The following is a 23,483-nucleotide window of genomic DNA, read 5'->3' as shown; positions in this document are numbered from 1 at the left end:
CGCTGCTTTTTCTTATAATTTTGATCGAACAGAGTTTAATTTCTTCTCCATTGTGCTTACTTTATCACGACGATCATCGATACGAATTGTTGTCGCAACACGCTGTGCACCTTTCGTATATGGAACTTCATGCATTTGTTGAATAACTTCTAGAATGACAGGAAGATCTCCTTCAATAATTGTATTCATTGGTGTTAATTGATACTTCACGCGATCTGCATTTTTCTCTAGCACCTTTTGTACTTCTGCTACATATTCACTAACACTTGGATTACCTGTTCCTACTGGAATAATCGATACGTCAACAATTGCCATAGTAGTCTTCCTCCTATACTTGCTTCTTATATATCCATTGTCTATTTTACCGAAATACTCATCATTTTACTAATTTGTTATTCCTCTATTTTAAATTGCTCAACTAATCTTTCTAAGTCGCTCATGTGCTCCGTCAAGCTTTCCATCGTATGAGCTACCTTTTCTAGATGATTCACTTGAGATTCAGTTGCAGCATTTACCTCTTCCGAAACAGCTGCGCTTTCTTGACTCGTACCAGCAATTGTATGCATTACCGCTGTAATTTCTCCTTGCTCGTAACCGATGTTATGTACCTCTTCTACAATTTGTTCCACCGAAGTACTAATCGTATTTACAACTGACATAATTGTGCGGAATTCCGTTTCTGCCTCTGTCGTAACTTTATTTTGTATATCCGCAATATCTTTCAATTTACTTACAACTTCTACAACACGTCTTACCTCTACTTGTACATCACCAATCATCGTCGCAATTTCTACTGTTGCATCTTTTGATTGTTCCGCTAATTTCCGAACTTCTTCAGCAACAACAGCAAACCCTTTACCTTGTTCACCTGCACGTGCCGCCTCAATTGAAGCATTTAAAGCAAGTAAATTCGTTTGATCCGAAATACCTTTTATAAGCTCTACAACATTTTGAATCGACCCAACTCTTTGCTCTAACTTTCCGGAGGCTTCCTCTGTATGAACAACAATCGAAGATGATTGGCCCCTCGTACGAACTAAATTACGCATCGTATTTAATCCTTGCTTAGATGCCTCTTCAGCTTTGCCAGCCACTCCTTTTATTTCACCAACGGAGTGATTCATTTGTTCCACTGACTGCGCCATATTCTCGAGCTGTTCTGAAACTTCATCGACACTATTAGCAAGAGTAGACGCTCCTCCGCTCACATCATCCATTGCACCTGAAACTTCTCTACTAGCCGCTACAGTTTCATTCGTTAAATAATGTAGATTATTCGTTGATTGCTGCACTGTTGATACACTATTTTTAATTTTACTTACCATTTCATTCATTTGCTCAACCATATGATTAAAATGATTCGTCAGTTCTCCAACTTCATCCTTACTTGTCACTTTCATTTGCAACGTTAAATCACCTTCTGCTACTTTTTGAACGTGATTCTTTAATAGTTGCAGCGGTCTCGCTAATCTTCTTGAGAACAAGTATGAAGCTACGATTCCAACTAATAAGCTAATACATGCCATTATAAGGACTGTATTTCTCGTACTATTCAATAGCCCATCAATCGTTTCTTTCGGATAAAAGATTCCTATTTTCCATTTCATCAAATCAAATGACTGACTATAAACAACTACATCTTCACCTTTTAATGTAGTGACAGCATATTTTGTTACCTCTTTATTTAAACTCTTCACAAGTGGCTCTTTCGAAACATCTTTCCCTATTTTCTCTGGGTAAACAAGAGCCATACTTTTATCATTTATAATAAACATTTCTCCGCCATTATTGTATTGAATATTATGAAGTAACTTCTGAATTGTTCCAAGTGATACATCCATCGCAACAACACCTAATACAGATCCATCTTGAGCTGTAATGGCTTTAGAAACTCCCACGCTTAACTTACCTGTTGCAATTTCGTACATAGGTTGTCCCCAGTGAACCTTTTTCACATCAGCCTCTGAGTCTTTATACCATGGTCTTGTCGTTGGATCATATCCTTCTGGCACTTGTCCACCTTCAGCAAGATTGGCACTTAATGTTTTTTTATCTTTCGTACCAATATATAAGTCTAAAATGCCAGGATGATTCTTTTTATACTCCGAAAACTCTTTCGTCAAAAATGCTTCTTCTTCTGGAGTAACTCCGTCTTGAAGCATATTACGAACCATCTCACTGTTCGCATAATATCCCATATCTTCATCCGTTCTTTGAACAAATGTCGTAAGTTGCTCTGTAACAAGATCCATCGTATTTTGAGAATACTGGTCTAAGGAGCGCACTTCCTTCTCTTTCTGTAATTGATACATAGCTGTACCTAATATTACAAACATCATAGAAATAAGTACCGAAAATACTACCGCAATTTTTAAACGTAAACTTCTCAACATCTTCCCCCAAGCATCTCCTTCTCGTTGTATTATAATCGTATTAATCATTATATTAAGTATAATGGATAAAATTAAAAAATTGAAATTAATTCTCATCTCAATTTGAGTAGAAAACCTACTACCACTTGTGTAAAAACAAATAGTTCATTATCCTTAAGCTATATCATCTCATTCGTTCGGAGGGAACTATGTTACAAAAATTCGGTTTCTCACAATATGAAAGCCAAGCTTATGAAGTTGTCGTATCAAGCAACGAACCACTAGATGCTACAACGATTGTAAAGCATTCTGGCGTTCCAAAAGCAAAAATATATGAAGTGCTAGCACGCCTAATCGATAAAGGCATGGTAATGGATTCTGTTTCAGAAAAGAAAAAGCTGTATACAGCATTACCACTCAAGCTAGCAATTGAAAAATTAACGACAGAATTCCAATCAAATATTAAAGAATTGGAAACGAATATATCAAAAAAATCATTTACAGATGACCGTGTGTGGAGCTTAAAAATGCAATCTTCTATTCGAGTTCAAAGTAAAGAACTCATCGAAAGTGCAAAAGAATCAATTCGCATTTCAGCTTGGAACGATACTCTTTTAGAATATCTCCCTTCACTAGAAGAAAAGGCAAAACAAGGCGTCAAACTCGAGTCGCTTATAGTTGGTAAAGTAGAAACAGACTTAGAAAACATGCATTTTCTAATCCCAACAGAAGAACCTAACGCATTAGAACGCTACTTGTTGCTCATCGTTGACGACCGTGAAATTTTATTTGCTGGTGTAGAGCAAGAGTCATGGCAAGCAATGAAAACAATGTCAAAACCTTTCGTGAAGTTCTTTACAGAATTCTTTTATCACGATGTTGCACTTGCAAAGATTACCCAGAAACACCATGATCTCTTCATGCAAGATGAAGAAATTAAAAGTTTGTTGAGGAAATTGAGATACTAAAAAAACGCCTCTATTACAAGGCGTTTTTTTTCTACATTTCTTTTCTATTTTTCATCCTTAACACATAAGCACCAGCAATAATAAAGCCAATTCCTAAAACGAATAAAACGGTAAATTCATTGCCAACGCCGCCAGTAGCTGGTAAACGCACTTCATTATGAGTATTAGGTTGTTGCATTGGCTTCACATCAGCGGAGGGTTTCACTTCTCCACTCGGTGTTGGCTTATTTGGCTTAGAAGGAAGCGATGCCTTTTCCTCTTTCTTATTTTTTACAATATGTTCAATAATTTCTCCATCCTCTTTGATCTCAAATGCGAATGTCTCTTCATTTATTACATAGCCATTTGGCGCTATTGTTTCTTTATACGTGTACTTTCCGTATGGTAATTTGAATTTCGCTATACCTTGCTCATTTGTTTTTCCTTTTACTACTTCTTTTCCTTGTTCGTTGTAGATTGTAAATTCTGCATTTGGCAGTTTCGTATTTCCATCCGCTATATCTACTTTCGTTATTTCTAATTCACCTTCTACTTTCTTATCTTGAACGATATGTTTAATAATTTCTCCATCCTCTTTTATTTCAAATGCGAATGTCTCTTCATTTATTACATATCCATTTGGTGCTATTGTTTCTTTATACGTGTACTTTCCGTATGGTAATTTGAATTTCGCTATACCTTGCTCATTTGTTTTTCCTTTTACTACTTCTTTTCCTTGTTCGTTGTAGATAGTAAATTCTGCATTTGGCAGTTTCGTATTCCCATCCGCTATATCTACTTTCGTTATTTCTAACTCACCTTCTACCTTCTTATCTTGAACGATATGTTTAATAATTTCTCCATTCTCTTTTATTTCAAATGAGAACGTCTCTTCATTTATTACATAGCCATTCGGTGCTATTGTTTCTTTATACGTGTACTTTCCATATGGTAGTTTAAATTTCGCTACACCTTTTTCATCCGTTTTCCCTTTTACTACTTCTTTCCCTTGTTCGTTGTAGATTGTAAACTCTGCATTTGGCAGTTTCGTATTTCCATCCGCTATATCTACTTTCGTTATTTCTAATTCACCTTTTATATTTTCATTTTTCCACTCTAATAGAGCAGTTTCACCAGTTTTCACTTCAATTTTTTTAACACTTCCGTCTACCACATATCCAGCTGGCGCTTGAATTTCTTTGACGCTATATATACCGATTGAAAGATTCCCTAGCTCCGCAATTCCTTTATCATTAGTCGTAACATTTTGTTTAAAGTTTTCATTAGAAACTTCAAACACAGCCCCTTTTAATAATTCCTTTTTTTCTCCTAATTTCATAATCTTTAAAGAGACTACTGTTTCCCAATTTACAACTAAATCTGTACTGATTTTCTCACTATTTCTTTGTAACAATACTGTTGTATTTTGAACTTTTTCCGAGCCTTTAAAAGCTATTGCTTGTAAATTTGTTAAAGTAGACTTCACTTTCATTTTAAAATTACCACTACTCGTATCCTTCGGGATTAAAATCTTGAATTTTCCATTAATTGATAATGTACTTTTCTCTTCTCCATTTTCATTTACAATTCGAACCCCTTTAGGAGCGTTTTCAGGAAGAATTGTATAAGAGCCAGAAACCGCATTTGTTTGCACTGCATAAAATCCTGTTTCTAAATAATCACCTTTTTGTGTAGCAGTTTGTGGATCTACAGGATTAACTTTAAAAAATACATCTTGTGATCCAGTTTCTTTTTTTGAAGCCTCTACTAAACGCTTCATAAGATTATGTACTCGTTCATTTTTTGCAACTAAATCTTCTACTGTTAATTCATTTGCTGCAATCCATACCGCTAATTGTGTAGCATAATGCGCTTCTTCTACTGTCGCTACCCCTAATTCAGATGGGCTTTTTTGAGGATATCCATTTAATAAAACACGATATACGTCATCAGATGTTTTCCCCATTTCAGGCAAATCATCTCCATTTGGAGAACGCAAATCAGGTGTTAAACAATACGCAATACTACCCGAAGCCGTTTTAATTATTTCTGTTTTTATTTCACGATGTTTCGAATTACTATAACTCCAATCCATTTTATATGTTTCTCTGTTCATTACTTCTGCCTTTACTTGCGGCATTGCAATTCCTAATAAAATAATAAGAGCACTAAAAAAACTAAACCATTTCCCTACCATCTTTCGTTTCATTCTCTCCACCACCATATATAAATTTCTACATGAAGCAATCTTACTGTTTCATTGTACTTATAGTGAAAAAAAGAGAATAGGTGGTTTTTTTGTATTATCTTGTCGAATTGTTGAGAAAGTTTCAAAGCAATAAGCAACATTACAATTGTTTGTTCTCATGCTGCTATTGACAAATGAATGTTACATATTTAAAATTTTTAAAAATAATAAAAAGGCACTTTATAAGTGCCTTTTTTACTTACCAGAAACAAATTTCAAACGAATACATGTTATTTATCTTTTTCTTTTATCTCCGTCAACAGCTCAATAATTTTCTCATTTTGCTCCACTTGTTTCTCTGAATTTTGATAGATGAAACGAACCCATCTAAAAATAAACGCGACCACAAATATTGGTATAAGGCCCAATATAACTCCGACTAAATCATATGCCATTTTCCATCACCTCGCTACATACAACTTTCTCCATATATCTACTAAAACCTGCAAAATTTTACAAATTAAAAAAAGAACCTATCAAACGATAGATTCTTCCTTCGCAAACTGAGTAGAACGTCCTCTCGTAATAGAGAAAATCGCACAAAGTAGCGCTAATATAATAAAGCCACCGCCTACCCAAGCGTTATATATAACAGATGATTTTTCAATAACAACTCCGCCTACTGTTGAACCGAGTGCAATTCCTAGGTGAAGAGCAGAATTATTTAAACTTTGCTGAATACCAGCCGATTCTGGTGCAATTTCAATTAAATAATTTTGTTGCGCTGGCGAAATAGCCCAGCTCAGCATACTCCAAATCCCCATCATAATAATGAACAGCGGGAATGAGAATGTCATCATCGGCAATATGAAGATTGCACACGCAAATACGATAATAATTGAGATAATACTTTTCTTCGATCCCCATTTATCAGCAAGCAAGCCCCCAAGGCCGCCTCCAAGTACCGCTGCGATTCCGAAAATGAAGTAAAATACACTAATCCAATTCGCTTCCACATGCATCACATCTTTTAAAAATGGTGTTAAATATGCATATAGCGTTAAATGACCCGTTAAAAATAAGAATGACGTTAACTGTGCACTTACGATTTTCTTATCTTTTAACGTAGCAATTTGTTCTCTTATTGATAATACCGATGTCGGTGGTACTTTCGTTAAGAATAATGAAATACAAGCAATTGCCATAACTGTTAATACCGAAATTAATACAAATGGTGCACGCCATCCATATGCATTTCCGAGTACAAGACCGAGGGGTACTCCAAGTACAAGTGATCCACTAATCCCCATGAAAATGATTCCAATTGCACGCGCACGAAAATGCGGTTCTACAACACTAGAAGCAAGTGTTACTGACAGTGCAATAATAAGCGAACCACTCGCCGCACAAATCACCCTTGAGAACATTAACATCCCGTAATTCACACTACATGCTGAAATAATATTTCCGATTAAGAAAATTGATAATGCCCCAACATACAATGTTTTTCTTTCAAATTTCCCTGTTAATGCTAATAAAACAGGACCTGATAAAGCAAATACTACTGAAAATATTGTGATAAGCTGACCGGCTGCACTAATAGATACTCCTAAATCATCGGCAACTAAATCAAGCGTTCCTCCTATAATTAGCTCAACCGTTCCGACTACGAAAGCCGCGATAGCTAAAATATACACACGAAAATTCAAGTCTTTCCCCACGCTTTCTATTTTGGTTACTACGACTATAGTAACCAAAATAGAAATTGAACACAAGTACAATTTTTTTACAATAAAAAACAGGCGTATGATACGCCTGCCTTCTAATTATTAAACAGTAGTTTTATTCTTCTTATTTAAATACCAATACACCGGAAGTCCAGTAAAGACAATTCCAATTGATAAGAAACAACTTACCGGATCATTGATAATTGCACTACCAATTACAAAGAACGAACCTAAAATCGCGACAATTGGTACGATTGGGAATAACGGTACACTGTATGCACGCTCTTTATTCTTATTACGTTTTCTTAAAATGAAGACACCAATAAACGTCATTACGTAGAAAATATAAATAATGAATACGGAAATCTCAGATAGCTTATTCGGATCACTAATAATCATTAAAATAATTCCTAAAATGATTTCAACAGTAATCGCATTTGCTGGTGTTTTAAACCTTGGACTTTCCTTTGCAATAAACTTAGCAAATGGAAGTTGTCCACGTTCTGCCATCGACATCGGGATACGTGGGAACGTTAAAATCTTTCCATTTAAACAACCGAAAATAGAAACGATAATACCAATACTAATAATTTTCCCGCCATACTCTCCTAATAGCATGCCCGCAGCCGTCGCTGTTGCATTTTCTCCAAGGTCTACAATTTTCGCTGCTGGTAATACATTTAATAATGCCAAGTTAATTAATACATAAGCAGCTGTTACAATTAAAATCCCAACTGTCATTGCTTTCGGTAATAGCTTTGTTGGATTCTTCATTTCTCCACCAATCGAAGCAAGTAAAATCCAGCCATCATACGCAAATAACGTTGCTAAAATTGCCATCCCGATACTTTGATTTTCCGATATCGGCACAACTACGTTAAAGATATCGCTATTTCCTTTCCAAAAACCTAACACAACAATTAAAACGATCGGAATCATCTTCCCAATTGTCGTAACCGTTTGGAGGATACCTCCATATTTTGTTCCCATACTATTTACAACGCCAAGGAACACAACTGTTCCAATTGCAATTGGTAAATTCCATACTTTATCTAAATAGAAGAAGTTAATCATTAAAGAACTAAAGTACAACCCTAATGTTCCAATAATAGCTGGTCCATAAACAATCGTTTGCATCCAGCCTGATAAATATCCCCAAAAACTTCCGTAAATCTCCTCTAAATACGTATACAACCCACCATTTTTCGGGATTTGCGCTCCAATTTCAGCTACTGTCAAACCACTTGCTAGCGTCAACAGACCACCAATTACCCAAGCAAGAATGGCCATATTAGAACTCCCCGAGTAATCTAATACGCTCCCTGGTTTCATAAACACACCAGATCCAATAATCGTTCCTACCACAATAGAAAGTGCTACTGTTAAACCAATTTTGTTCTTCTCATCATGATGCATGCTGCGTATCCTCCTTCCAATTCTAGTGTGATGCAAAAATGAAATAAAAAAACACTCCTCCCTAAAAAAGGGACGAGTGTTGTATTCGTGGTTCCACCCTTGTTTCAATTCGTAAAGTGACACACTTCACCAATTTCTCAAGTCTAAATAACGGTTTTTGCCGGCAAGCAATTACTAGGTATCCGTTCACTGCTGCAGTTCAGAGGTGGTAATCCATTTTTCCGTATTAGGAAGCTCACAGCCAAAGGCTTCCCTCTCTGAGAATCGCAAAAAATTGATCATGTCCTCATCATCACTTCTTGATGTCGAATTTTGTAGTTATTGTCCATTATATTGAATTGTTAGAAAAAATCAATATATTTTTTTATATAACATACGAAATATTTCTCTTCTTATATTATAACAGAAGTTACGGCACTTCTCTAATTCCCTAAAAATGGTATACTCCATATAGGAGGTGCACGAATAATGATTGCTGTTTTTTGTATTATCGCTACATTACTTTCGGCTCTATTCGCTATCATGTACAGGCACAAGTATCCTGGTTATAGCATTTTAGCAGTAGCTCTTATACCAGCTGCTTCCTTCTACGTATTAGGTAAATACCAATATACAGAAGTATTTATCGGTTTTGCAATCTTCTACTGCGTCTTTGGATACATACTAACAATGAAAAAATTTTTATTAAATCATTAAAAGGGACCGATTTCTGCTAACAGAAATCGGTCCTCTCACGTACCTTTCGGTTGCCCACGCGAAAGGTACGACTTCACTCAATTATTTCTCATCTTTTTTCATTAAAAATTTGTGATGTGGAAGATCCACATTCAACGCCTCTAATTGTTTCTTTTCATTCTCTAAAATCGATTTCGCTTTTTCTTTCGTTGCCTCATCTAATCCCGCAAAAATATCTTCATGCTTCTCTTTCTCTGGAAGTTTTACACCTAGTTTTGTTAATTCTTCTTTTGCTTGCTCATGCGTTAATTTCCCGGACTTTTCTTGTTCAAAAATAGACTTTGCTTTTTCCTTTGTTGCTTCGTCTAAGTCAGCAAGCATATCTTTACGCTTACCCTCCAGCATTTTCACGCCTAACTTTGTTAACTCTTCTTTTGCTTGTTCACGTGTTAATTTCCCAGTTTTCTCTTGCTCTAAAATCGACTTCGCTTTTTCTTTTGTTGCTTCATCTAAATTAGCAAACATATCCCCATGCTTACCCTTTTCCGGGAACTTCACGCCTAGTTTTGTTAACTCTTCTTTTGCTTGTTCACGTGTTAATTCCCCAGTTTTCTCTTGCTCTAAAATCGACTTCGCTTTTTCTTTTGTTGCTTCATCTAAGTTAGCAAACATATCTCCATGCTTACCCTTCTCTGGCATTTTCACGCCTAACTTCGTTAATTCCTCTTGCGCTTGTTCACGTGTTAGCTTTCCGGATTTCTCTTGTTCTAAGATTGACTTCGCTTTTTCTTTTGTTTGATCATCTAATCCTGCGAACATGTCTTTACGTTTTTCTTTCTCTGGAAGCTTTACACCTAGCTCCTCCAACTGTTTCTTTGTATCGGCCATAATCGTTTTTACCTTTTGTTTTGTAGCGTCATCTAAATCTTTTTTCGCCGTTTTTGTAGATTGCTCAGCTGCTGGAGTATTCGTTGCCGCAAATGCTGGTATGCCGGCTCCTCCAATGATTCCGAATGATAAAGCACCTGCAATTGCTAAATACCCAACTGTTTTCTTCTTCATAGGAAATTTCCTCCTTCATATTTCTAAAGCATGTACACTTTCGTATACAATGCCTATAGTAATGTCGGTTTCTTAACATTTCCTTAACGACTTAACAAAAAAAACACCGCTCATCCCGAGCGGCGTTGTTCTAAGCTTTTTGTAATTGTAATTCTTCACGTTCCATTATTCTTCTTAATACAATTGTTTGTGTCATTGTAAATAAGTTACCTGTTATCCAATACAACACAAGTCCTGATGGCGCCGCAAATCCCATAAATAGAATCATTGCCGGCATCATAATTTGCTGCATTTTCAGCATCTGTACTTGTTCTCCAGGTGTAATATTAGATTGGAAAACTTTCATCTGAATAAATGTCGTTAGCGCTGCAAGAATTGGTAATATGTGATACGGATCTGCATGTCCTAAGTTCACCCATAAAAATGAAGATGTGCGAATCTCTTCTGTTCGGCTAATCGCATAATACAAAGCAGAGAAAATCGGCATTTGTATTAATAGTGGCCAGCAACCAGCAAGTGGATTCCAACCCCCTGATTTCATTAGTTCTGACATTTCTTTTTGATACTGCTTTTGTTTTTCAAGATCTTTGCTTACATCACCGTATTTTTTCTTGAGCTTCTGCAATTCAGGTTGCATTTTTTTCATTTTCGCTTGGCTACGATATTGCGAAACAGCTAATGGAATCATTGCTGAACGAATAACGAGCGTCATAATAATGATAGCAATCCCGAAGCTAGCTCCTGGTATATGATGAGCAACAAATTGAATCATAAACGAGATTGGATACACGAAATAATGATCCCAAATTCCCGCACTATGTGCATCAATTGGGGCTGCATTACTGCAACCAGATAAAACAAAAACAAGTAATAATGATAAACTAACGAGCACAGCTCGGTATGATTTTAACATGTTCATTCCTCCAATGTTTCGTAATTATTTAGCGAAACATTGGTGTATACGGACCTACCTCGTCATTCTCTTCACTTGATTCTTGTCTGCGCACAGATCGAATCATTCCATATTTATAAAAAATAGAGAAAAGCGGTACATTACCAGTACCCTCTTCACACGTATTAACTAGTTTAAAAGCTCTTTGTCTACCGCTTGATGCTTGCTGACGCACAAAACGAGAAACGTTAGCAAGGAAGAAAACTTCTAACAAACAAAGCGCCGTCGTTACAAACGATATATATAGAATTGCATCCTGCAATAAAAATTCCATCGCTTCACATCCTTAATAAGATCATTTTAGCACATTCAACAAACATTCTCTATTTCCTTTTATTTTCAAAAAAAGTATTTTGCATATTTTCTCAAGAAAACAATAATTAAGAAACATTGTATTCGCTTTCTTTAGTATATTCACACACATCAATGAATAGGCTTGATTTATTAGAAATTTATAAAATTTTTGCATTATAATAAAACTATTGCCAGTTTTTGAAAAAACCTTTATTCTCTTCTTGTAATCAAAAATGAATATGGAGATGAAACATACTATGGGTCAACTAGGAGACGCCGATTACGTTCCCGACACCGCCTTTTTATCCTTCCCAGCAGCTAAAACATTTCACTTAGAATTTATCATACAGTTGGTTGTTATTTTCGTAGCCTCTATTTTGTATGCAATTTCTATGAATATGTTCTTTATCCCGCATAACATGATTAGCGGTGGATTCGCTGGTGTAGGGATGATTATCGGTTATTTAATGCATTACAATATCGGTGCACTTATCTTTTTACTAAACATTCCTCTTCTTATTTTAAGTCACTTTTACTTAGGCAAGAAGACAACCTTTTTAACAGCGTACTTTGTAGCTGTATCATCGTTAGCGATGAATATTATCCCTGTACACCAAGTTTCAGACGATATTTTACTGTCCTCTGTATTCGGCGGTGTAATCTGCGGAGCAGCCTCAGGAATCATATTCCGATTCGCTTCTTCAACAGGTGGCTTTGATGTTGTTGGATTGATTGTAGCGAAACATCGAGATATTTCGATTGGAGCAATCATCTTTGGATTCAACTTAATCTTACTTGTTGCAGCAGGATTTATTTTCGGATGGGATATTACGCTTTATACGTTAATTAGCCGGTTTGTAGTCAGTAAAGTAATTGATGCCGTGCATACGAAACATATTAAATTAACGATAATGACAGTTACAGAAAAAGGCGAGGAAATAAAAAGCGCACTATTACATCACGGCATACGCGGAGTGACAATGGTAGATGCTGTCGGCGGCTATACAAACCATAAGAAAAAAATGATTTACACTGTCGTGACTCGCTATGAGTTAGGCGAAATGAAACGTATTATCCGTCAAGTGGATAACAAAGCATTTATGAACATTACTGAAACAGTTGAAATTGTCGGCCGTTTCAAACGCATATAAAAAAGGTTAATACATTAAAGGGCATAACATATTAGTCATATATAATATGTTATGCCCTTTGTTATTCAACTAACGCACCCTTTAGCATAATAAAATCACTAAGTTTATTACTACAAATCGGAGGATAGCATTCCATATACAAAACTATCTGTCCATTCATTTTTATTCCAAAAATCTTGTATGAAATGGGCTTCCTTTCTCATGCCTATTCGTTCACACAATTTTTTTGAAGCTATATTACGTGCATCAAGATTAGCTTGTATACGATGTACATTACATTCATTAAATAATTTAAATACCAAACTACTTACCGCTTCTGTTGCCAAACCTCTCCCAGCTACTTCATTTAAAAAACTATAACCAATCTCAACAGTATCTCTCATATTTGTGTACCACACGGATAAATCACCAACTACTTTAGTCTTGTATATAACTGCCAAACTTAATATTGATTCTTTAGTAAGTACGTTGTTTGCTAGCTTCTTATTAAATCTTTTCTGCATGTCTTCATAAGTCCACTTATTATGTAATAAGAACTTACAAGTATCATCATTATTATAAATAGCAAATACATCCTGTAAATCAGTACTCTTAAAAGGTCTAATTATTAATCTTTCTGTTGCAATCTCCAAGTTAGCTCTCCTCCCTTACATTCATGCTACAAAACATTTTTATAATATTTAAGCCTCTTTCCTAGATCTCACCTTGATTACATATTTCATCATAATAAATTAAAATCCTTCTCCCACTAAACTGCACCGTTGACGGTATTTCCTTGCGCTTTTTATTTTTTACACTTATTACAAAATCAGATAATTCTATTATTGTGGGCCTAAATGTGTTATAATGAAAGCAGACTCACAAAAAAAGAGTATATAGACTTGGAAGTTTCTCTTATTTTACAAGCAAAAAGAAACGAGCAGTCGGGTATATTTCAAACACCATACACGTAACGGTTTAAAAAACCGATCATCTTAGTTATTCTTCCATGATCTTTTTATAAAAAAAGATACGTACAACTAAAATTCACTTCAATATACTATACCTACCTTTTTGACTTCCAAATCATCTTATTACATAGGGAGATGAACATATGAATCAATATATAAGATATACAATAGCTGTCCTGTTTGCTATTATCGGTGGAACAATCTGCTTCTGGACAAACACTCAGCTTGGAGAGAATATCATTTTTAATGGAATCGAAACCCTTGTAAGCGCTTCAATTTTAGGTGGATACATTTACTTCCTCTTCAATCCAGAAGAAAATGCACAAAAAACAATGTTATTAACAATGATCGGAATCGTTGGCGGATGTATTTCCTACTCAATGACTAACTATACATTACCACTTCAATTAAGCTCAGCTTTCTTCCACGGTCTATGGACTTGGTTCATTGCATTCTGCCTAGCAGACGTATTCAACCTTTTACAAGACAATGAAGAAGAAAACGGTCGCCAAATTGAAAGTAACTCGTAAGCTGGAAGGATTCTTCCAGCTTTTTTTATGTTGTTTTGCAGATCCCGTCACCACAATAAAAAGAAGTTACCTTCACGGCAACTTCTTTCCTACATACCTCCGCTCGGAATCCGAAACGAAACATGTGCCCCACCTCGCACCTCGCTATTTTCTACCTGTATTTTACCGCCGTGCTTCTCAACAATTGTCTTAGCAATATATAAACCGAGTCCAAAATGCTCCTTGCTTCCTGAGCGTGACTGATCTCCTTGATAAAAACGTTGTAATACTTTTTTCAAATCTCCTTCTTGGAAACCAGGCCCTGAATCATATACATGAAACTCTATTGTGTCATGCCAAGTACACACTTTAACGAGCACCTTCCCTGACACCGGGGTAAACCGAACTGCATTCATTACGATATTATCCATTACTTGACTGATCCGCTCTTGGTCAAATACTAAGCTTTGTACATCCCCATTATTTTCAAAGATAACATCCCACTTAATTTCTTTTTTCCTAGCTATACATTCATATTCTTCTAGTTTTTTTAGAAAGAATGGATTTATATGTACTCTATTTAAACGTAATTGAAATGCAAAGCTTTCTAACTCATTTACTGTTTGGAACTCCTCAAGAAGTTTTGTCATTCTGTTTGTGTTTCGTTCAATCGTTTGTAAATAACGATGTAATAAATCTTCATTTTTCCATAAGCCACTTTGCAGACCTTCTGCATGACCTTGCACAATCGTTAGCGGTGTTTTCAAATCATGAGAAATAGCTCTAATGTATTCTCTTCTTTCTTCTTCTAACTCCCATTGTCGTGACAAACTAGTAGCTAATGCTCCACGCATGTTTTCAAACGAACTGACTAATTCACCAATCTCATTTTGCGCGTTGTATTCTAAATGAAAATTTAAATCCTGCTCTTGAATTCTTTTTGAAGCCTCTGATAATTCAGCAAGTGGTTTCTTTATTCTTTTTCCCATTCGGTTTGAAACGATGTAGGATAAAATTGTAATGTATATAAAGGGTGAAGCTAAAAATAAGATTACAAAAAAGGAATCAACTGCCGAAGCGGTTGATATTATCAAATGATAATTAAACCCTATCGCTCCTTGTAAATCTCCATTCTTATCCACTAAAGGCAGATATGTCGTAACTTCAGTATCATCATCTTCCTCATGAATATTTGTATTAATAACACTCAAAATTGGTCTCTCATTTGTTATTACTTTCTTTTTATATGTACCATAAAAAATAGCTCCTTGCCTATTAACAATTTGATATTGAATGCCCTCACGAGGGACAATTTTCTCTAATTCATATTGCTCTTTCTCGTCTAACAATAGCGCGCCTTTATCTTTTACGTATTCTTTTATCATAGGAATTTTCTGCTCATAATAATTTGCAGGAAATACTTTTCCACTCTTCGTTAACCAATACCAACCACTAACCGCCGTTAAAACGGTCAGTATTAAACTACCAATTAAAACTATTAAGAAGCCAATTACTAGCTGTTGTTTAATCCGTAATCTTTGCATCAATTTTGTACACTCCACTTATATCCAATTCCCCACACCGTTTGAATATATGTATATTCTCTATCATATACACTAAGCTTTGTTCTAATTTTCTTTATATGCTCAACTACAGTAGAGACATCACTTTCACTATCATATCCCCAAATTTTTTCAAACAGCTGCTCTTTCGTCAAAACTTGGCCAGCATGAAGTGCTAACATTTTCACGACTTCATACTCCTTTTTTGTAAAGTGAATTTTTTCTTTACCTAATAGTATTTCATAACTCTGCAAATCTATTACTAAATCGCCATAACGTAGAAAATTCTTTTGCCCCATCATTTGCAATTCTGTCGTACGACGCAAATTAGCAATAATTCTCGCTTTCAACTCTTTTAAACTAAACGGCTTACTAATATAATCGTCTCCACCAATCAATAAACCTTCTATACGAGAGCGTTCACTACCATCGGCACTTAAAAATAAGATGGGACATGCATAAGACTCTCTCATCTTCTCGCACACTTTAAATCCATTCATATCTGGCAACATAACATCTAAAACAATAAGGTCCACGCTACTATCTAATTTTTTCAAAGCCTCTTCACCATTTAGTGCACTTCTTACTTCATACCCCTCCATGACAAGACTATCTTCAATAAATGTAAGAATATCCGGTTCATCGTCTACAACTAATATTTTGTCCGCCACGGTAAGTCCCTCCTAATTAAATACATCTTTTTTACACCAACTAAACATAGCCGCTATTGCACATCCTCCTAGAATTGTACCATTTATTAGGTAAAACGTTACTTTCCCCTCACTTAATATTCTTAGAATTGATTCGCTTCCAATTACAAAATAACTTACTTCTTCATTCACATATAAACTTGCTACTAGTAAACCGACTATCACAAAATATGTAATAATAGAATTTTGAAACCAAAGGCTTACAAGGCTACTCAACATAATTAAAGCACTTGCGATAAACCATAATATTAAATAATATTTTACAGTATATAAAATAGAGGCACCCGTCCCATAAATGACTTGTTTATCCAAAAAGAATGTCTCCTCTGCGTGCCTAATAAAAAATGTTCCGTATATATTACTCTCTATAAATGCTATTAATAAAAATAAACTTACGATACTCATTTGAGTAGCCCATTTTGCCAATAATAATTCCCCTCTACTTACCGGGCGGATCATGACAAGACGATATGCGCCAGATGAAATTTCGCTATTAAAACTATCAATAAATAAGATTGGAAAAATTAATAAGAATAGCGTAAAATACCATTCTCTTGTAACTGCAACAGGAAAGTTCAAATTACTTAAGATTGCTTCCGTCCCTTTTGTATCGTAAATAGCAACTCCAAAAGTATGAACCCATACACTGTGCAAAATAAGTAACAGTCCAAAAATAACAATTAATACTTTCGTCTTCTTTCTATCAAAAATCCGTTCAAATTCGCTTATAAGTATTTGTCTCATTCTTCACACCTCACACAAAATTATCTTTTTTTCCTATCCAATAAACTGTTACAACATTACAAACAGCAATGTATACAAGTAAAATTACAGATCCAAAAAGAATCAGCCGTGAACTACCAGATAAAGCTATAGCAATTCCCTCATGTTGCAATTTAATTAAAGACGAATAATTAATATAAAGAAAAGCCGGTGATTTCCCTATCACTAACGCCATCGCTGGATATCCAAAAGAAAATATAATAAATCCCATACCAAGAAGTGTTGCACTTGTTATCGATTTACTTATAACCGAAAGCATAATTAATATGCTAGCCATCGCTATTAAAGTAAGATAAGCAATTCCATAATAAGAAATACAGTATAAGAAAACGCCAAGTGCATTCGTTTTTTCCGTATGATAAAACAAAAGAATATTCGGTTCATGCTCAAAGAAAATATAGCCAATACAATAACTACAAATAAAATAGGCACCTATAAATAGCAAACTTACTGCTAATATCGTAATTATTTTCGCAATAAGAATTTCCGAATACATGTATGACCTTTGGATTACCATCCGAATTTGACCACTGTGATACTCTTGAGCAAACACAAGGACAATCAAAACGAGTAAAACAAGATTACATATACTCATAAGCATTTCTGATAATGCAAGCACTGGGAATGAATTCGCATATGTATAATCAACTGCTATCCTTTCTACTTTTTGATTATGTTTCAAATAGTACTTCGCAGCCCCAAGTAACATCACAGGTATCATCAAAAAACAAAGCCATGTTACTTTCTTAGCCCAAATCCGCTCCCATTCCGAGCGTACTAACATCATCATGAGCTCATCATCTCCACGAAAATATCTTCTAATTCTTTATTTCTTCCTTGTAACTCTTCCGTCGTCCCCCGCCATATTAGTGATCCTTCACGAATCATGACCCATGAATCACACATAAGCTCCAATTCACGAATTAAATGACTAGAAATGAAAAAAGTTATTCCCTTCTCACGCTGTAAGTCGAGTACAATTTTACGAAGTTGCTTAATTCCAACTGGATCTAATCCATTAGACGGTTCATCCAAAATGATAAAATCTGGATCCCCAAGAAGCGCCTGCGCAATCCCTAAACGCTGCTTCATCCCTAACGAATACGTACCAACTTTATCGTCAGCACGATTTTCTAAACCGACGACTTCTAATACTTGCTGCACCTTTTTTTCAAGAACTTCTCCACCAGTACGTAGCGTAATCCTACCTAAATTCCGTAAATTTTTTCGCCCTGACATATAAGGGAAGAAAATTGGTGCTTCTACAATTGCACCCACATGCTGAAGAGCTTCTTTCCGATCTTTTTGTACGCTACTGCCATTAATTAAGATTTCACCTTCATTTGGTCGAATTAATCCCATAATCGTTCGAATAAGAGTCGTCTTCCCTGAACCATTTGGCCCAACAAAACCACAAATTTCATTTTTATAAACAGAAAAAGACATGTGGCTTAACAACGTTCTTCCCTTCACTCTTTTCGTCACATCTCTTACTTCTAAAACCGCTTTTTTCATCCCTATCGCCTCCTTACTATAAGAATAGAAGGTAAAAATAAACAATTTATAAACAAATAAAAAGAAGCTACCCTCACGGCAACTTCTTTTCCATATACCCCACTTAGTATTCACTATAATATATCAACGATTCTCCAAATATATCGATCATTTCTCCACTTATATCAACGTTCCAATACAGGTTATCGATTTACCGACACCCTAAACCCACAACATACCCTATCCCCCAAGCAATTTACTGCCGAACTCTACGATTAAAAAGATAACTAATAGGATCGCGAGTATCTTTAATGCCACATATGCTACTTTAAAAACAGCATAAATGAGCAGGACTATTAAAATAATCGTTAAAATTTCCATCTAGAATTCCTCCAAGCTTTGCTCTTCTTATCTTATTTTACTCGCCACAGACTTTTTATGGAACGGCAGAAGACGACATAGAAAAAAGAGGATACCTTACCCATCGTAAGATACCCTCTCTTTCAACTGCTCAAACCATTCTCTCTCTAATTGTAAATATCCCAGTTCATTCTTTTCAGCATTCTGTAATTCTTTATCGGCTTTCTTCATATACATACGGGAAGCTTCTAAATCATTCTCTGCATATGTAACAATTGCTTGTGCTCGATAATACCCATGTAAGTCTATTTTTGTAATGGCCTTCCAATGTTCCTTCGCTTCTTGCAGAGAAAGACGATCCATCTCATAAAGAGCTTTATATAAAAGATACCAACTATGAAAACTACTAACGAAAAATTTATTTTCTTTCGTTACAGGGAGTTTCACGATTTGTTCTACATACGGTATCGCTTTTTCCATTCCCTTTTGATCCGACCGGGCAAGGAAGACAAGCATAAGTCCGCTCATGATCTCTCTTATACTTTTATGTTCTTTTATTTTATCTTCGGTAAGTTCTACTAATCTCTTATCCCAATCTTTCGGCCTCTTATAACTAAATAACTCACTCGATACTTGAATGTTATATACATGCTGCTTCGCCTTTTCATCATCTTTAATTAAAATAAGAAATTGCATACCATCGCTCATAAGCGTTCCTTTTATCGGCACGATTGTAACCGCAAAAATGATAAAATGGAAAACAGAAAAATATAAAAGATATTGATAATAACTCACCATGTATATGTAACCAAAAGTAAAACCAAATAGTAAACTTGTAATTGGTCCACCTAAAGTCATCCATGCCCATTTTTTTGAAAGGTTCGGTGTTACTATAGAAGGTGGTATTAACATTGCCACGCCTCCGAAGTACGCCCATAATTTATTTTCTCGAATACGTACTTTCCCCTTCTCTTTTTGAACAGTAATAGGCCCTACTGTCATAAATTTAAATGTCAAACCACCTATTACGCCGAATACGACATGTCCTAACTCATGAATGATTACCACTAACAGAAAAATACCCAATAATACCCATATATTCAACATTGTTTCTAATTTCCCAGTTCGGATCACTCCGTATAAAATGGACAGAATTAACGCCACTGTCAGTGAACCAGCTGGCCTTCTTAAAATATCCACCCTTTTCTCCCCTTAATAAATCATTTTTCTCTGCATTTCGTACATGAATTTTCCAAGATGCAATATCCAAATAAATGAGATTAAGCCAATTAATACAAAATCGATATCACTAGCCGCTGTATATATAACGGCAGCCCACCATACATATGCCAATATTGTATTCGTAAATTCATACGCTTTATATCCAGCCTCATGCACAATGTGCTTTAATCCTTCATCTGCGTTTTTCGTCCACATTTTCATAGATTCCATATATGTTACACCTTGTTCAGGATATAGCTTATTATAACGATTTTTTGTTATGAGCCCGCTAATCACTACAGTGGTTAAACAAACAATAGAAGCTACTAAATTCCACACTGCAAATGAAACATTTGTATCCTGTAACAGTGCACGTCTACATGTAATAACTGCATATACAAACCATGCTTGCGTAACTATATCACCTACACGTAAATATATACTTATAATGCCTAATTTTCTGCCTTGTACGCTCTCTTCTTCATCGCGTGCCTCTGCTAACATACGTGTATTCTTCCAAGTGTAGTACATCATTAAGACTCCAAAAATAGTACATACACCTATAAATGTATTAGATGATAATTTTCTCGGTTCATCCGAGAGTAAATTTAAAGCTATATAAGATGTTAAAAAGCCACCCATCATACTTAATGCTATTTTCCCCACAACATCAAATTGTTTTTTTCGATTACTCTTCATCGTCCTCTTCCCCCTCCACTAACTTGAATATTTCCTCCACCGGTACATTGAAAATTTGTGCGATTTTTAGCGACAATACAATAGATGGTGCATAATCCCCGCGCTCAATTAAACTAATCGTTTGTCGTGATGATCCAATCGCTTTTCCTAAATCCCCTTGTGATAAGCGATGCTTTGCTCGCAATTCCCTCACTCGATTTTGAAGCTTCATGTCTTCCCTCTTTTTCATTTATTTAAATAAAATTGTAAATAATATCCTTATAATTGTCAATTATAATTGTCATTTTGACGTTAATAATTGACAGTATAATCTATATAATTTTAAACAGATGAACAAATAAAAACTTATTAAAATAGATTGAAACATAAAATAAAAAAGGCAGTGCGTTTGCACTGCCTCCCTAAATTTTGACATAGAATGGATTTCATATTAACTTGCGTTTTGTAACAATACTCGTTTTAACTGTTTGCGGAAACGAACACCTAACGTAATTGCTACAATCACGATAACTCCAATAATGATTTTACCGATATGATCTTCTAGCACTCCAAAGATGTCATGTAAGTTTCCACCTAACCAATAACCACCGATTAAGAAGAACGATACCCAAAATAGAGCACCTGAGTAAATTGTAATTGCAAAACGACGGAATGGTAAGTTAATAATTCCTGCAAAATATCCTGTAAAATGACGTACACCAGGAATAAAGAAACCGATAAAAATAAGGAAGTATCCATACTTATCAAACCACATTCTTGTTAAGTCGATTTTTCTTTGTGTTAAAAATACGTATTTCCCATACTTTTGAATAAAGGGCATACCTAATTTATTTCCTAAAAAGTATTGAATTGTCATTCCTACACTTGTCCCAATAAAGGATAGGATAATTAAAATCGGTAAACTTAAATCGCCCTTCTGTGCTAAAAACCCCGCATATGCTAACGTTGGCTCTCCCGGAAACGGAAGTGCAATATATTCTAACAGCAAACCAACAAGTACAACATAGTACCCGTACTGCTGAAATAATTCATGAATCCATTCCATGTCATCTCTCCTTCCAATCACGTACAACTTCTTACTATTATTGTATAAAAAAATTGTCGAAATAACTATCACAATAGCTTACATTTTTATTACATTTTTGTAAGGCTCACACTAAAATTTCCCGTTCTTTATTTACTTCTATTTACGTTCATTTCAAAACACCTTAACAAATATATACCGTGAGAAACTTGGAATTAATATGCATTTTTTATCCAGTTTTTAACACTTAAAATCACCTTATTTTGTTCTCAATAAAAAACCACCACAAACTCATACGAACTTCATATTAGCTTCATATACGTATTGTAAGATTATATCGGAATTTGTTGAAAAATTTAACCAATATATGACTAAGCATTAAATTGAATAAATATAAGTCGTTTTTCGAAATTGAAAAAAGGGTGAATAAGAAATGGAAGCTTATAAAATGCACGATTTTATTAATACAAATGTTGAATCTCATCAAAATGAAACCGTTTTTAATTTACACATGTGTGAAACAAGTGAATTTGACGTAAGTTTAACAAAATCTACAACACTGTCTTTTATCGTTTCAAAAAAGAACATTAAGATCGTTACGAAAAAATGGATTAATTCAAATCAAGAAAGCATGATTGGCAAAAGTTACATCATTCCAACGAAAGCTTTCCACTACTTTTTACCAATTATTTCTGAAACTGAAGATGAATTAAATATTCAAGTTCAAAGTTTTGGACTACATGGTGAACTTTTACTAAATGAAAGATTACTTATTGATAAAAACAACAAACAAAACCCAAAGATTACTACCTTCTTTGAAACATTAGATGAAAATGTAAATAAAGTATTACGAGGATTGCAAATTCATTGTATGTAAGACTATTACAATGATAAAAAGGAGAATATAATGAAAAAACTATTATTAAGCGCACTATTATCATTAGGATTTTTAACTATTCCATTCACAAATGCAGAGGCAGCTACAACGAAAGATCAACTGATTGTAAACACGCAGTTAAATAAAATGGATTATTATCAAAACGGAAAATTCATAAAGAGTTTTACTGTCGCTACTGGGAAAGCAGCCACACCTACACCTAAAGGTACTTTTCAAATCGTTAATAAAATTAAAAACCGTCCTTACTATACAGGAAAAATTAAAGGCGGCGACCCACGTAATCCACTTGGTGACCGTTGGCTAGGATTAAATATGGCTGGAACTTATGGAACAACTTATGCGATTCATGGTACGAACAATAATCAGGCAATCGGCAAATGGACAACACTAGGTTGTATTCGTATGTATAACAATGATATACACTGGTTATTTGAGCGTATTCCCCAGCAGGCTACTGTCACTGTAAAATAACCTAACAACACGATTTAC

26 protein-coding genes, 1 pseudogene and 1 other annotated feature are annotated in these 23,483 nt (G+C 35.0%); of the genes and pseudogenes, 6 read left to right on the top strand and 21 right to left on the bottom strand.

Going from position 1 to position 23,483, the window contains the following annotated elements:
- Window positions 1–12 precede the first annotated feature (12 nt).
- The 3 genes and pseudogenes from AABL52_RS02395 to AABL52_RS27095 form a co-directional block, all read right to left on the bottom strand.
- On the bottom strand, window positions 13–315 hold the full coding sequence (locus AABL52_RS02395) for an MTH1187 family thiamine-binding protein (RefSeq protein WP_001018860.1): 303 nt from the start codon (window positions 313–315) through the stop codon (window positions 13–15).
- 77 nt (window positions 316–392) lie between these two features.
- Window positions 393–1,217, bottom strand: coding sequence for a methyl-accepting chemotaxis protein (locus AABL52_RS27100; RefSeq protein WP_423250477.1), 825 nt, complete (start codon window positions 1,215–1,217; stop codon window positions 393–395).
- Window positions 1,218–1,388: 171 nt separating this feature from the next.
- Window positions 1,389–2,252: pseudogene (locus AABL52_RS27095) on the bottom strand (cache domain-containing protein); the annotation flags it as partial.
- Between the two features lie 329 nt (window positions 2,253–2,581).
- On the opposite strand from AABL52_RS27095, the gene AABL52_RS02385 reads away from it, so the two are divergent.
- Window positions 2,582–3,340 (top strand): TrmB family transcriptional regulator, encoded by a 759-nt coding sequence (locus tag AABL52_RS02385; RefSeq protein ID WP_341518853.1) that lies wholly within the window; start codon window positions 2,582–2,584, stop codon window positions 3,338–3,340.
- A gap of 31 nt (window positions 3,341–3,371) precedes the next feature.
- Here the strand turns inward: AABL52_RS02385 and AABL52_RS02380 are convergent, their stop codons facing one another.
- The 4 genes from AABL52_RS02380 to AABL52_RS02365 all read right to left on the bottom strand — a co-directional run bounded on the left by AABL52_RS02380 (window position 3,372) and on the right by AABL52_RS02365 (window position 8,650).
- A complete protein-coding gene (locus AABL52_RS02380; RefSeq protein ID WP_341518852.1) occupies window positions 3,372–5,528 on the bottom strand; it encodes a SpaA isopeptide-forming pilin-related protein in 2,157 nt (718 codons plus the stop codon).
- A gap of 269 nt (window positions 5,529–5,797) precedes the next feature.
- Window positions 5,798–5,962, bottom strand: a complete 165-nt coding sequence (locus AABL52_RS02375) for a hypothetical protein (protein ID WP_000312825.1) — start codon at window positions 5,960–5,962, stop codon at window positions 5,798–5,800.
- Between the two features lie 81 nt (window positions 5,963–6,043).
- Window positions 6,044–7,228 carry an MFS transporter gene (locus tag AABL52_RS02370; protein WP_341518851.1) on the bottom strand — a complete coding sequence of 395 codons (1,185 nt, stop codon included), beginning with the start codon at window positions 7,226–7,228 and terminating at the stop codon, window positions 6,044–6,046.
- Between the two features lie 108 nt (window positions 7,229–7,336).
- Window positions 7,337–8,650, bottom strand: a complete 1,314-nt coding sequence (locus tag AABL52_RS02365; protein ID WP_341518850.1) for an APC family permease — start codon at window positions 8,648–8,650, stop codon at window positions 7,337–7,339.
- A gap of 65 nt (window positions 8,651–8,715) precedes the next feature.
- Window positions 8,716–8,952: a binding site (T-box leader), on the bottom strand.
- Between the two features lie 166 nt (window positions 8,953–9,118).
- On the opposite strand from AABL52_RS02365, the gene AABL52_RS02360 reads away from it, so the two are divergent.
- Window positions 9,119–9,346: a hypothetical protein gene (locus tag AABL52_RS02360; RefSeq protein ID WP_341518849.1), complete on the top strand. Its 228-nt coding sequence runs from the start codon at window positions 9,119–9,121 to the stop codon at window positions 9,344–9,346.
- An 81-nt stretch (window positions 9,347–9,427) separates the two neighbouring features.
- On the opposite strand, the gene AABL52_RS02355 is transcribed toward AABL52_RS02360, so the two are convergent.
- The 3 genes from AABL52_RS02355 to AABL52_RS02345 all read right to left on the bottom strand — a co-directional run bounded on the left by AABL52_RS02355 (window position 9,428) and on the right by AABL52_RS02345 (window position 11,613).
- Window positions 9,428–10,387, bottom strand: a complete 960-nt coding sequence (locus AABL52_RS02355; RefSeq protein ID WP_341518848.1) for a hypothetical protein — start codon at window positions 10,385–10,387, stop codon at window positions 9,428–9,430.
- A 130-nt stretch (window positions 10,388–10,517) separates the two neighbouring features.
- The gene (gene yidC / locus AABL52_RS02350) at window positions 10,518–11,300 is read right to left on the bottom strand and encodes a membrane protein insertase YidC (protein ID WP_098412669.1); all 783 of its coding nucleotides are present in this window, start codon (window positions 11,298–11,300) and stop codon (window positions 10,518–10,520) included.
- A 28-nt stretch (window positions 11,301–11,328) separates the two neighbouring features.
- Window positions 11,329–11,613 carry a hypothetical protein gene (locus AABL52_RS02345; protein ID WP_016085668.1) on the bottom strand — a complete coding sequence of 95 codons (285 nt, stop codon included), beginning with the start codon at window positions 11,611–11,613 and terminating at the stop codon, window positions 11,329–11,331.
- A 277-nt stretch (window positions 11,614–11,890) separates the two neighbouring features.
- On the opposite strand from AABL52_RS02345, the gene AABL52_RS02340 reads away from it, so the two are divergent.
- A complete protein-coding gene (locus tag AABL52_RS02340) occupies window positions 11,891–12,784 on the top strand; it encodes a YitT family protein (RefSeq protein ID WP_000530035.1) in 894 nt (297 codons plus the stop codon).
- 110 nt (window positions 12,785–12,894) lie between these two features.
- Here the strand turns inward: AABL52_RS02340 and AABL52_RS02335 are convergent, their stop codons facing one another.
- The gene (locus AABL52_RS02335) at window positions 12,895–13,416 is read right to left on the bottom strand and encodes a GNAT family N-acetyltransferase (protein ID WP_341518847.1); all 522 of its coding nucleotides are present in this window, start codon (window positions 13,414–13,416) and stop codon (window positions 12,895–12,897) included.
- Between the two features lie 461 nt (window positions 13,417–13,877).
- On the opposite strand from AABL52_RS02335, the gene AABL52_RS02330 reads away from it, so the two are divergent.
- On the top strand, window positions 13,878–14,264 hold the full coding sequence (locus AABL52_RS02330) for a DUF3938 domain-containing protein (RefSeq protein ID WP_001077775.1): 387 nt from the start codon (window positions 13,878–13,880) through the stop codon (window positions 14,262–14,264).
- Window positions 14,265–14,353: 89 nt separating this feature from the next.
- Here the strand turns inward: AABL52_RS02330 and AABL52_RS02325 are convergent, their stop codons facing one another.
- The 10 genes from AABL52_RS02325 to AABL52_RS02280 all read right to left on the bottom strand — a co-directional run bounded on the left by AABL52_RS02325 (window position 14,354) and on the right by AABL52_RS02280 (window position 22,117).
- A complete protein-coding gene (locus AABL52_RS02325; RefSeq protein ID WP_048566634.1) occupies window positions 14,354–15,787 on the bottom strand; it encodes a sensor histidine kinase in 1,434 nt (477 codons plus the stop codon).
- Window positions 15,787–16,476, bottom strand: coding sequence for a response regulator transcription factor (locus AABL52_RS02320; RefSeq protein WP_048566635.1), 690 nt, complete (start codon window positions 16,474–16,476; stop codon window positions 15,787–15,789). Before AABL52_RS02320 ends, AABL52_RS02325 begins: the two co-directional genes overlap by 1 nt.
- A gap of 12 nt (window positions 16,477–16,488) precedes the next feature.
- The gene (locus AABL52_RS02315) at window positions 16,489–17,259 is read right to left on the bottom strand and encodes an ABC transporter permease (RefSeq protein WP_048566636.1); all 771 of its coding nucleotides are present in this window, start codon (window positions 17,257–17,259) and stop codon (window positions 16,489–16,491) included.
- A gap of 10 nt (window positions 17,260–17,269) precedes the next feature.
- Window positions 17,270–18,088 carry an ABC transporter permease subunit gene (locus tag AABL52_RS02310; protein WP_048566637.1) on the bottom strand — a complete coding sequence of 273 codons (819 nt, stop codon included), beginning with the start codon at window positions 18,086–18,088 and terminating at the stop codon, window positions 17,270–17,272.
- Window positions 18,085–18,813, bottom strand: a complete 729-nt coding sequence (locus AABL52_RS02305; RefSeq protein WP_048566638.1) for an ABC transporter ATP-binding protein — start codon at window positions 18,811–18,813, stop codon at window positions 18,085–18,087. The genes AABL52_RS02310 and AABL52_RS02305 overlap by 4 nt, the downstream gene beginning before the upstream one ends.
- Window positions 18,814–19,032: 219 nt before the next feature.
- Window positions 19,033–19,173 carry a DUF3985 family protein gene (locus tag AABL52_RS02300; protein WP_000404783.1) on the bottom strand — a complete coding sequence of 47 codons (141 nt, stop codon included), beginning with the start codon at window positions 19,171–19,173 and terminating at the stop codon, window positions 19,033–19,035.
- Window positions 19,174–19,269: 96 nt separating this feature from the next.
- The gene (locus AABL52_RS02295; RefSeq protein ID WP_048563509.1) at window positions 19,270–20,352 is read right to left on the bottom strand and encodes a site-2 protease family protein; all 1,083 of its coding nucleotides are present in this window, start codon (window positions 20,350–20,352) and stop codon (window positions 19,270–19,272) included.
- A 12-nt stretch (window positions 20,353–20,364) separates the two neighbouring features.
- On the bottom strand, window positions 20,365–21,072 hold the full coding sequence (locus AABL52_RS02290; protein WP_341518846.1) for a DUF3169 family protein: 708 nt from the start codon (window positions 21,070–21,072) through the stop codon (window positions 20,365–20,367).
- Complete coding sequence (locus AABL52_RS02285) at window positions 21,062–21,283, bottom strand: helix-turn-helix transcriptional regulator (RefSeq protein WP_076541749.1); 222 nt, start codon at window positions 21,281–21,283, stop codon at window positions 21,062–21,064. The genes AABL52_RS02290 and AABL52_RS02285 overlap by 11 nt, the downstream gene beginning before the upstream one ends.
- Before the next feature lie 219 nt (window positions 21,284–21,502).
- Window positions 21,503–22,117 (bottom strand): DedA family protein, encoded by a 615-nt coding sequence (locus AABL52_RS02280; RefSeq protein ID WP_341518845.1) that lies wholly within the window; start codon window positions 22,115–22,117, stop codon window positions 21,503–21,505.
- A 412-nt stretch (window positions 22,118–22,529) separates the two neighbouring features.
- Between AABL52_RS02280 and AABL52_RS02275 the strand changes: the two genes are divergently transcribed.
- Window positions 22,530–22,973 (top strand): DUF3978 family protein, encoded by a 444-nt coding sequence (locus AABL52_RS02275; RefSeq protein WP_000388764.1) that lies wholly within the window; start codon window positions 22,530–22,532, stop codon window positions 22,971–22,973.
- A 30-nt stretch (window positions 22,974–23,003) separates the two neighbouring features.
- Window positions 23,004–23,465, top strand: coding sequence for a L,D-transpeptidase (locus tag AABL52_RS02270; protein WP_000735049.1), 462 nt, complete (start codon window positions 23,004–23,006; stop codon window positions 23,463–23,465).
- Window positions 23,466–23,483: the final 18 nt, after the last annotated feature.

This window comes from Bacillus paramobilis (genome assembly GCF_038096195.1).
GTDB lineage: Bacteria > Bacillota > Bacilli > Bacillales > Bacillaceae_G > Bacillus_A > Bacillus_A mobilis.
Note: the sequence above shows the minus strand (reverse complement) of the source record. Positions and strands in the feature narration are given on the sequence as shown.

Bases quoted from the DNA above. Each gene is read 5' to 3' on its own strand.
- AABL52_RS02280 (WP_341518845.1), bottom strand. From the start codon at position 22,117: ATGGAATGGATTCATGAATTATTTCAGCAGTACGGGTACTATGTTGTA.
- AABL52_RS02270 (WP_000735049.1), top strand. From the start codon at position 23,004: ATGAAAAAACTATTATTAAGCGCACTATTATCATTAGGATTTTTAACT.
- AABL52_RS02290 (WP_341518846.1), bottom strand. From the start codon at position 21,072: ATGAAGAGTAATCGAAAAAAACAATTTGATGTTGTGGGGAAAATAGCA.
- AABL52_RS02380 (WP_341518852.1), bottom strand. From the start codon at position 5,528: ATGAAACGAAAGATGGTAGGGAAATGGTTTAGTTTTTTTAGTGCTCTT.
- AABL52_RS02325 (WP_048566634.1), bottom strand. From the start codon at position 15,787: ATGCAAAGATTACGGATTAAACAACAGCTAGTAATTGGCTTCTTAATA.
- AABL52_RS02355 (WP_341518848.1), bottom strand. From the start codon at position 10,387: ATGAAGAAGAAAACAGTTGGGTATTTAGCAATTGCAGGTGCTTTATCA.
- AABL52_RS02275 (WP_000388764.1), top strand. From the start codon at position 22,530: ATGGAAGCTTATAAAATGCACGATTTTATTAATACAAATGTTGAATCT.
- AABL52_RS02360 (WP_341518849.1), top strand. From the start codon at position 9,119: ATGATTGCTGTTTTTTGTATTATCGCTACATTACTTTCGGCTCTATTC.
- AABL52_RS27100 (WP_423250477.1), bottom strand. From the start codon at position 1,217: ATGGATGATGTGAGCGGAGGAGCGTCTACTCTTGCTAATAGTGTCGAT.
- AABL52_RS02345 (WP_016085668.1), bottom strand. From the start codon at position 11,613: ATGGAATTTTTATTGCAGGATGCAATTCTATATATATCGTTTGTAACG.
- AABL52_RS02285 (WP_076541749.1), bottom strand. From the start codon at position 21,283: ATGAAGCTTCAAAATCGAGTGAGGGAATTGCGAGCAAAGCATCGCTTA.
- yidC (WP_098412669.1), bottom strand. From the start codon at position 11,300: ATGTTAAAATCATACCGAGCTGTGCTCGTTAGTTTATCATTATTACTT.
- AABL52_RS02310 (WP_048566637.1), bottom strand. From the start codon at position 18,088: ATGATGATGTTAGTACGCTCGGAATGGGAGCGGATTTGGGCTAAGAAA.
- AABL52_RS02300 (WP_000404783.1), bottom strand. From the start codon at position 19,173: ATGGAAATTTTAACGATTATTTTAATAGTCCTGCTCATTTATGCTGTT.
- AABL52_RS02330 (WP_001077775.1), top strand. From the start codon at position 13,878: ATGAATCAATATATAAGATATACAATAGCTGTCCTGTTTGCTATTATC.
- AABL52_RS02305 (WP_048566638.1), bottom strand. From the start codon at position 18,813: ATGAAAAAAGCGGTTTTAGAAGTAAGAGATGTGACGAAAAGAGTGAAG.
- AABL52_RS02365 (WP_341518850.1), bottom strand. From the start codon at position 8,650: ATGCATCATGATGAGAAGAACAAAATTGGTTTAACAGTAGCACTTTCT.
- AABL52_RS02385 (WP_341518853.1), top strand. From the start codon at position 2,582: ATGTTACAAAAATTCGGTTTCTCACAATATGAAAGCCAAGCTTATGAA.
- AABL52_RS02375 (WP_000312825.1), bottom strand. From the start codon at position 5,962: ATGGCATATGATTTAGTCGGAGTTATATTGGGCCTTATACCAATATTT.
- AABL52_RS02315 (WP_048566636.1), bottom strand. From the start codon at position 17,259: ATGAGACAAATACTTATAAGCGAATTTGAACGGATTTTTGATAGAAAG.
- AABL52_RS02340 (WP_000530035.1), top strand. From the start codon at position 11,891: ATGGGTCAACTAGGAGACGCCGATTACGTTCCCGACACCGCCTTTTTA.
- AABL52_RS02395 (WP_001018860.1), bottom strand. From the start codon at position 315: ATGGCAATTGTTGACGTATCGATTATTCCAGTAGGAACAGGTAATCCA.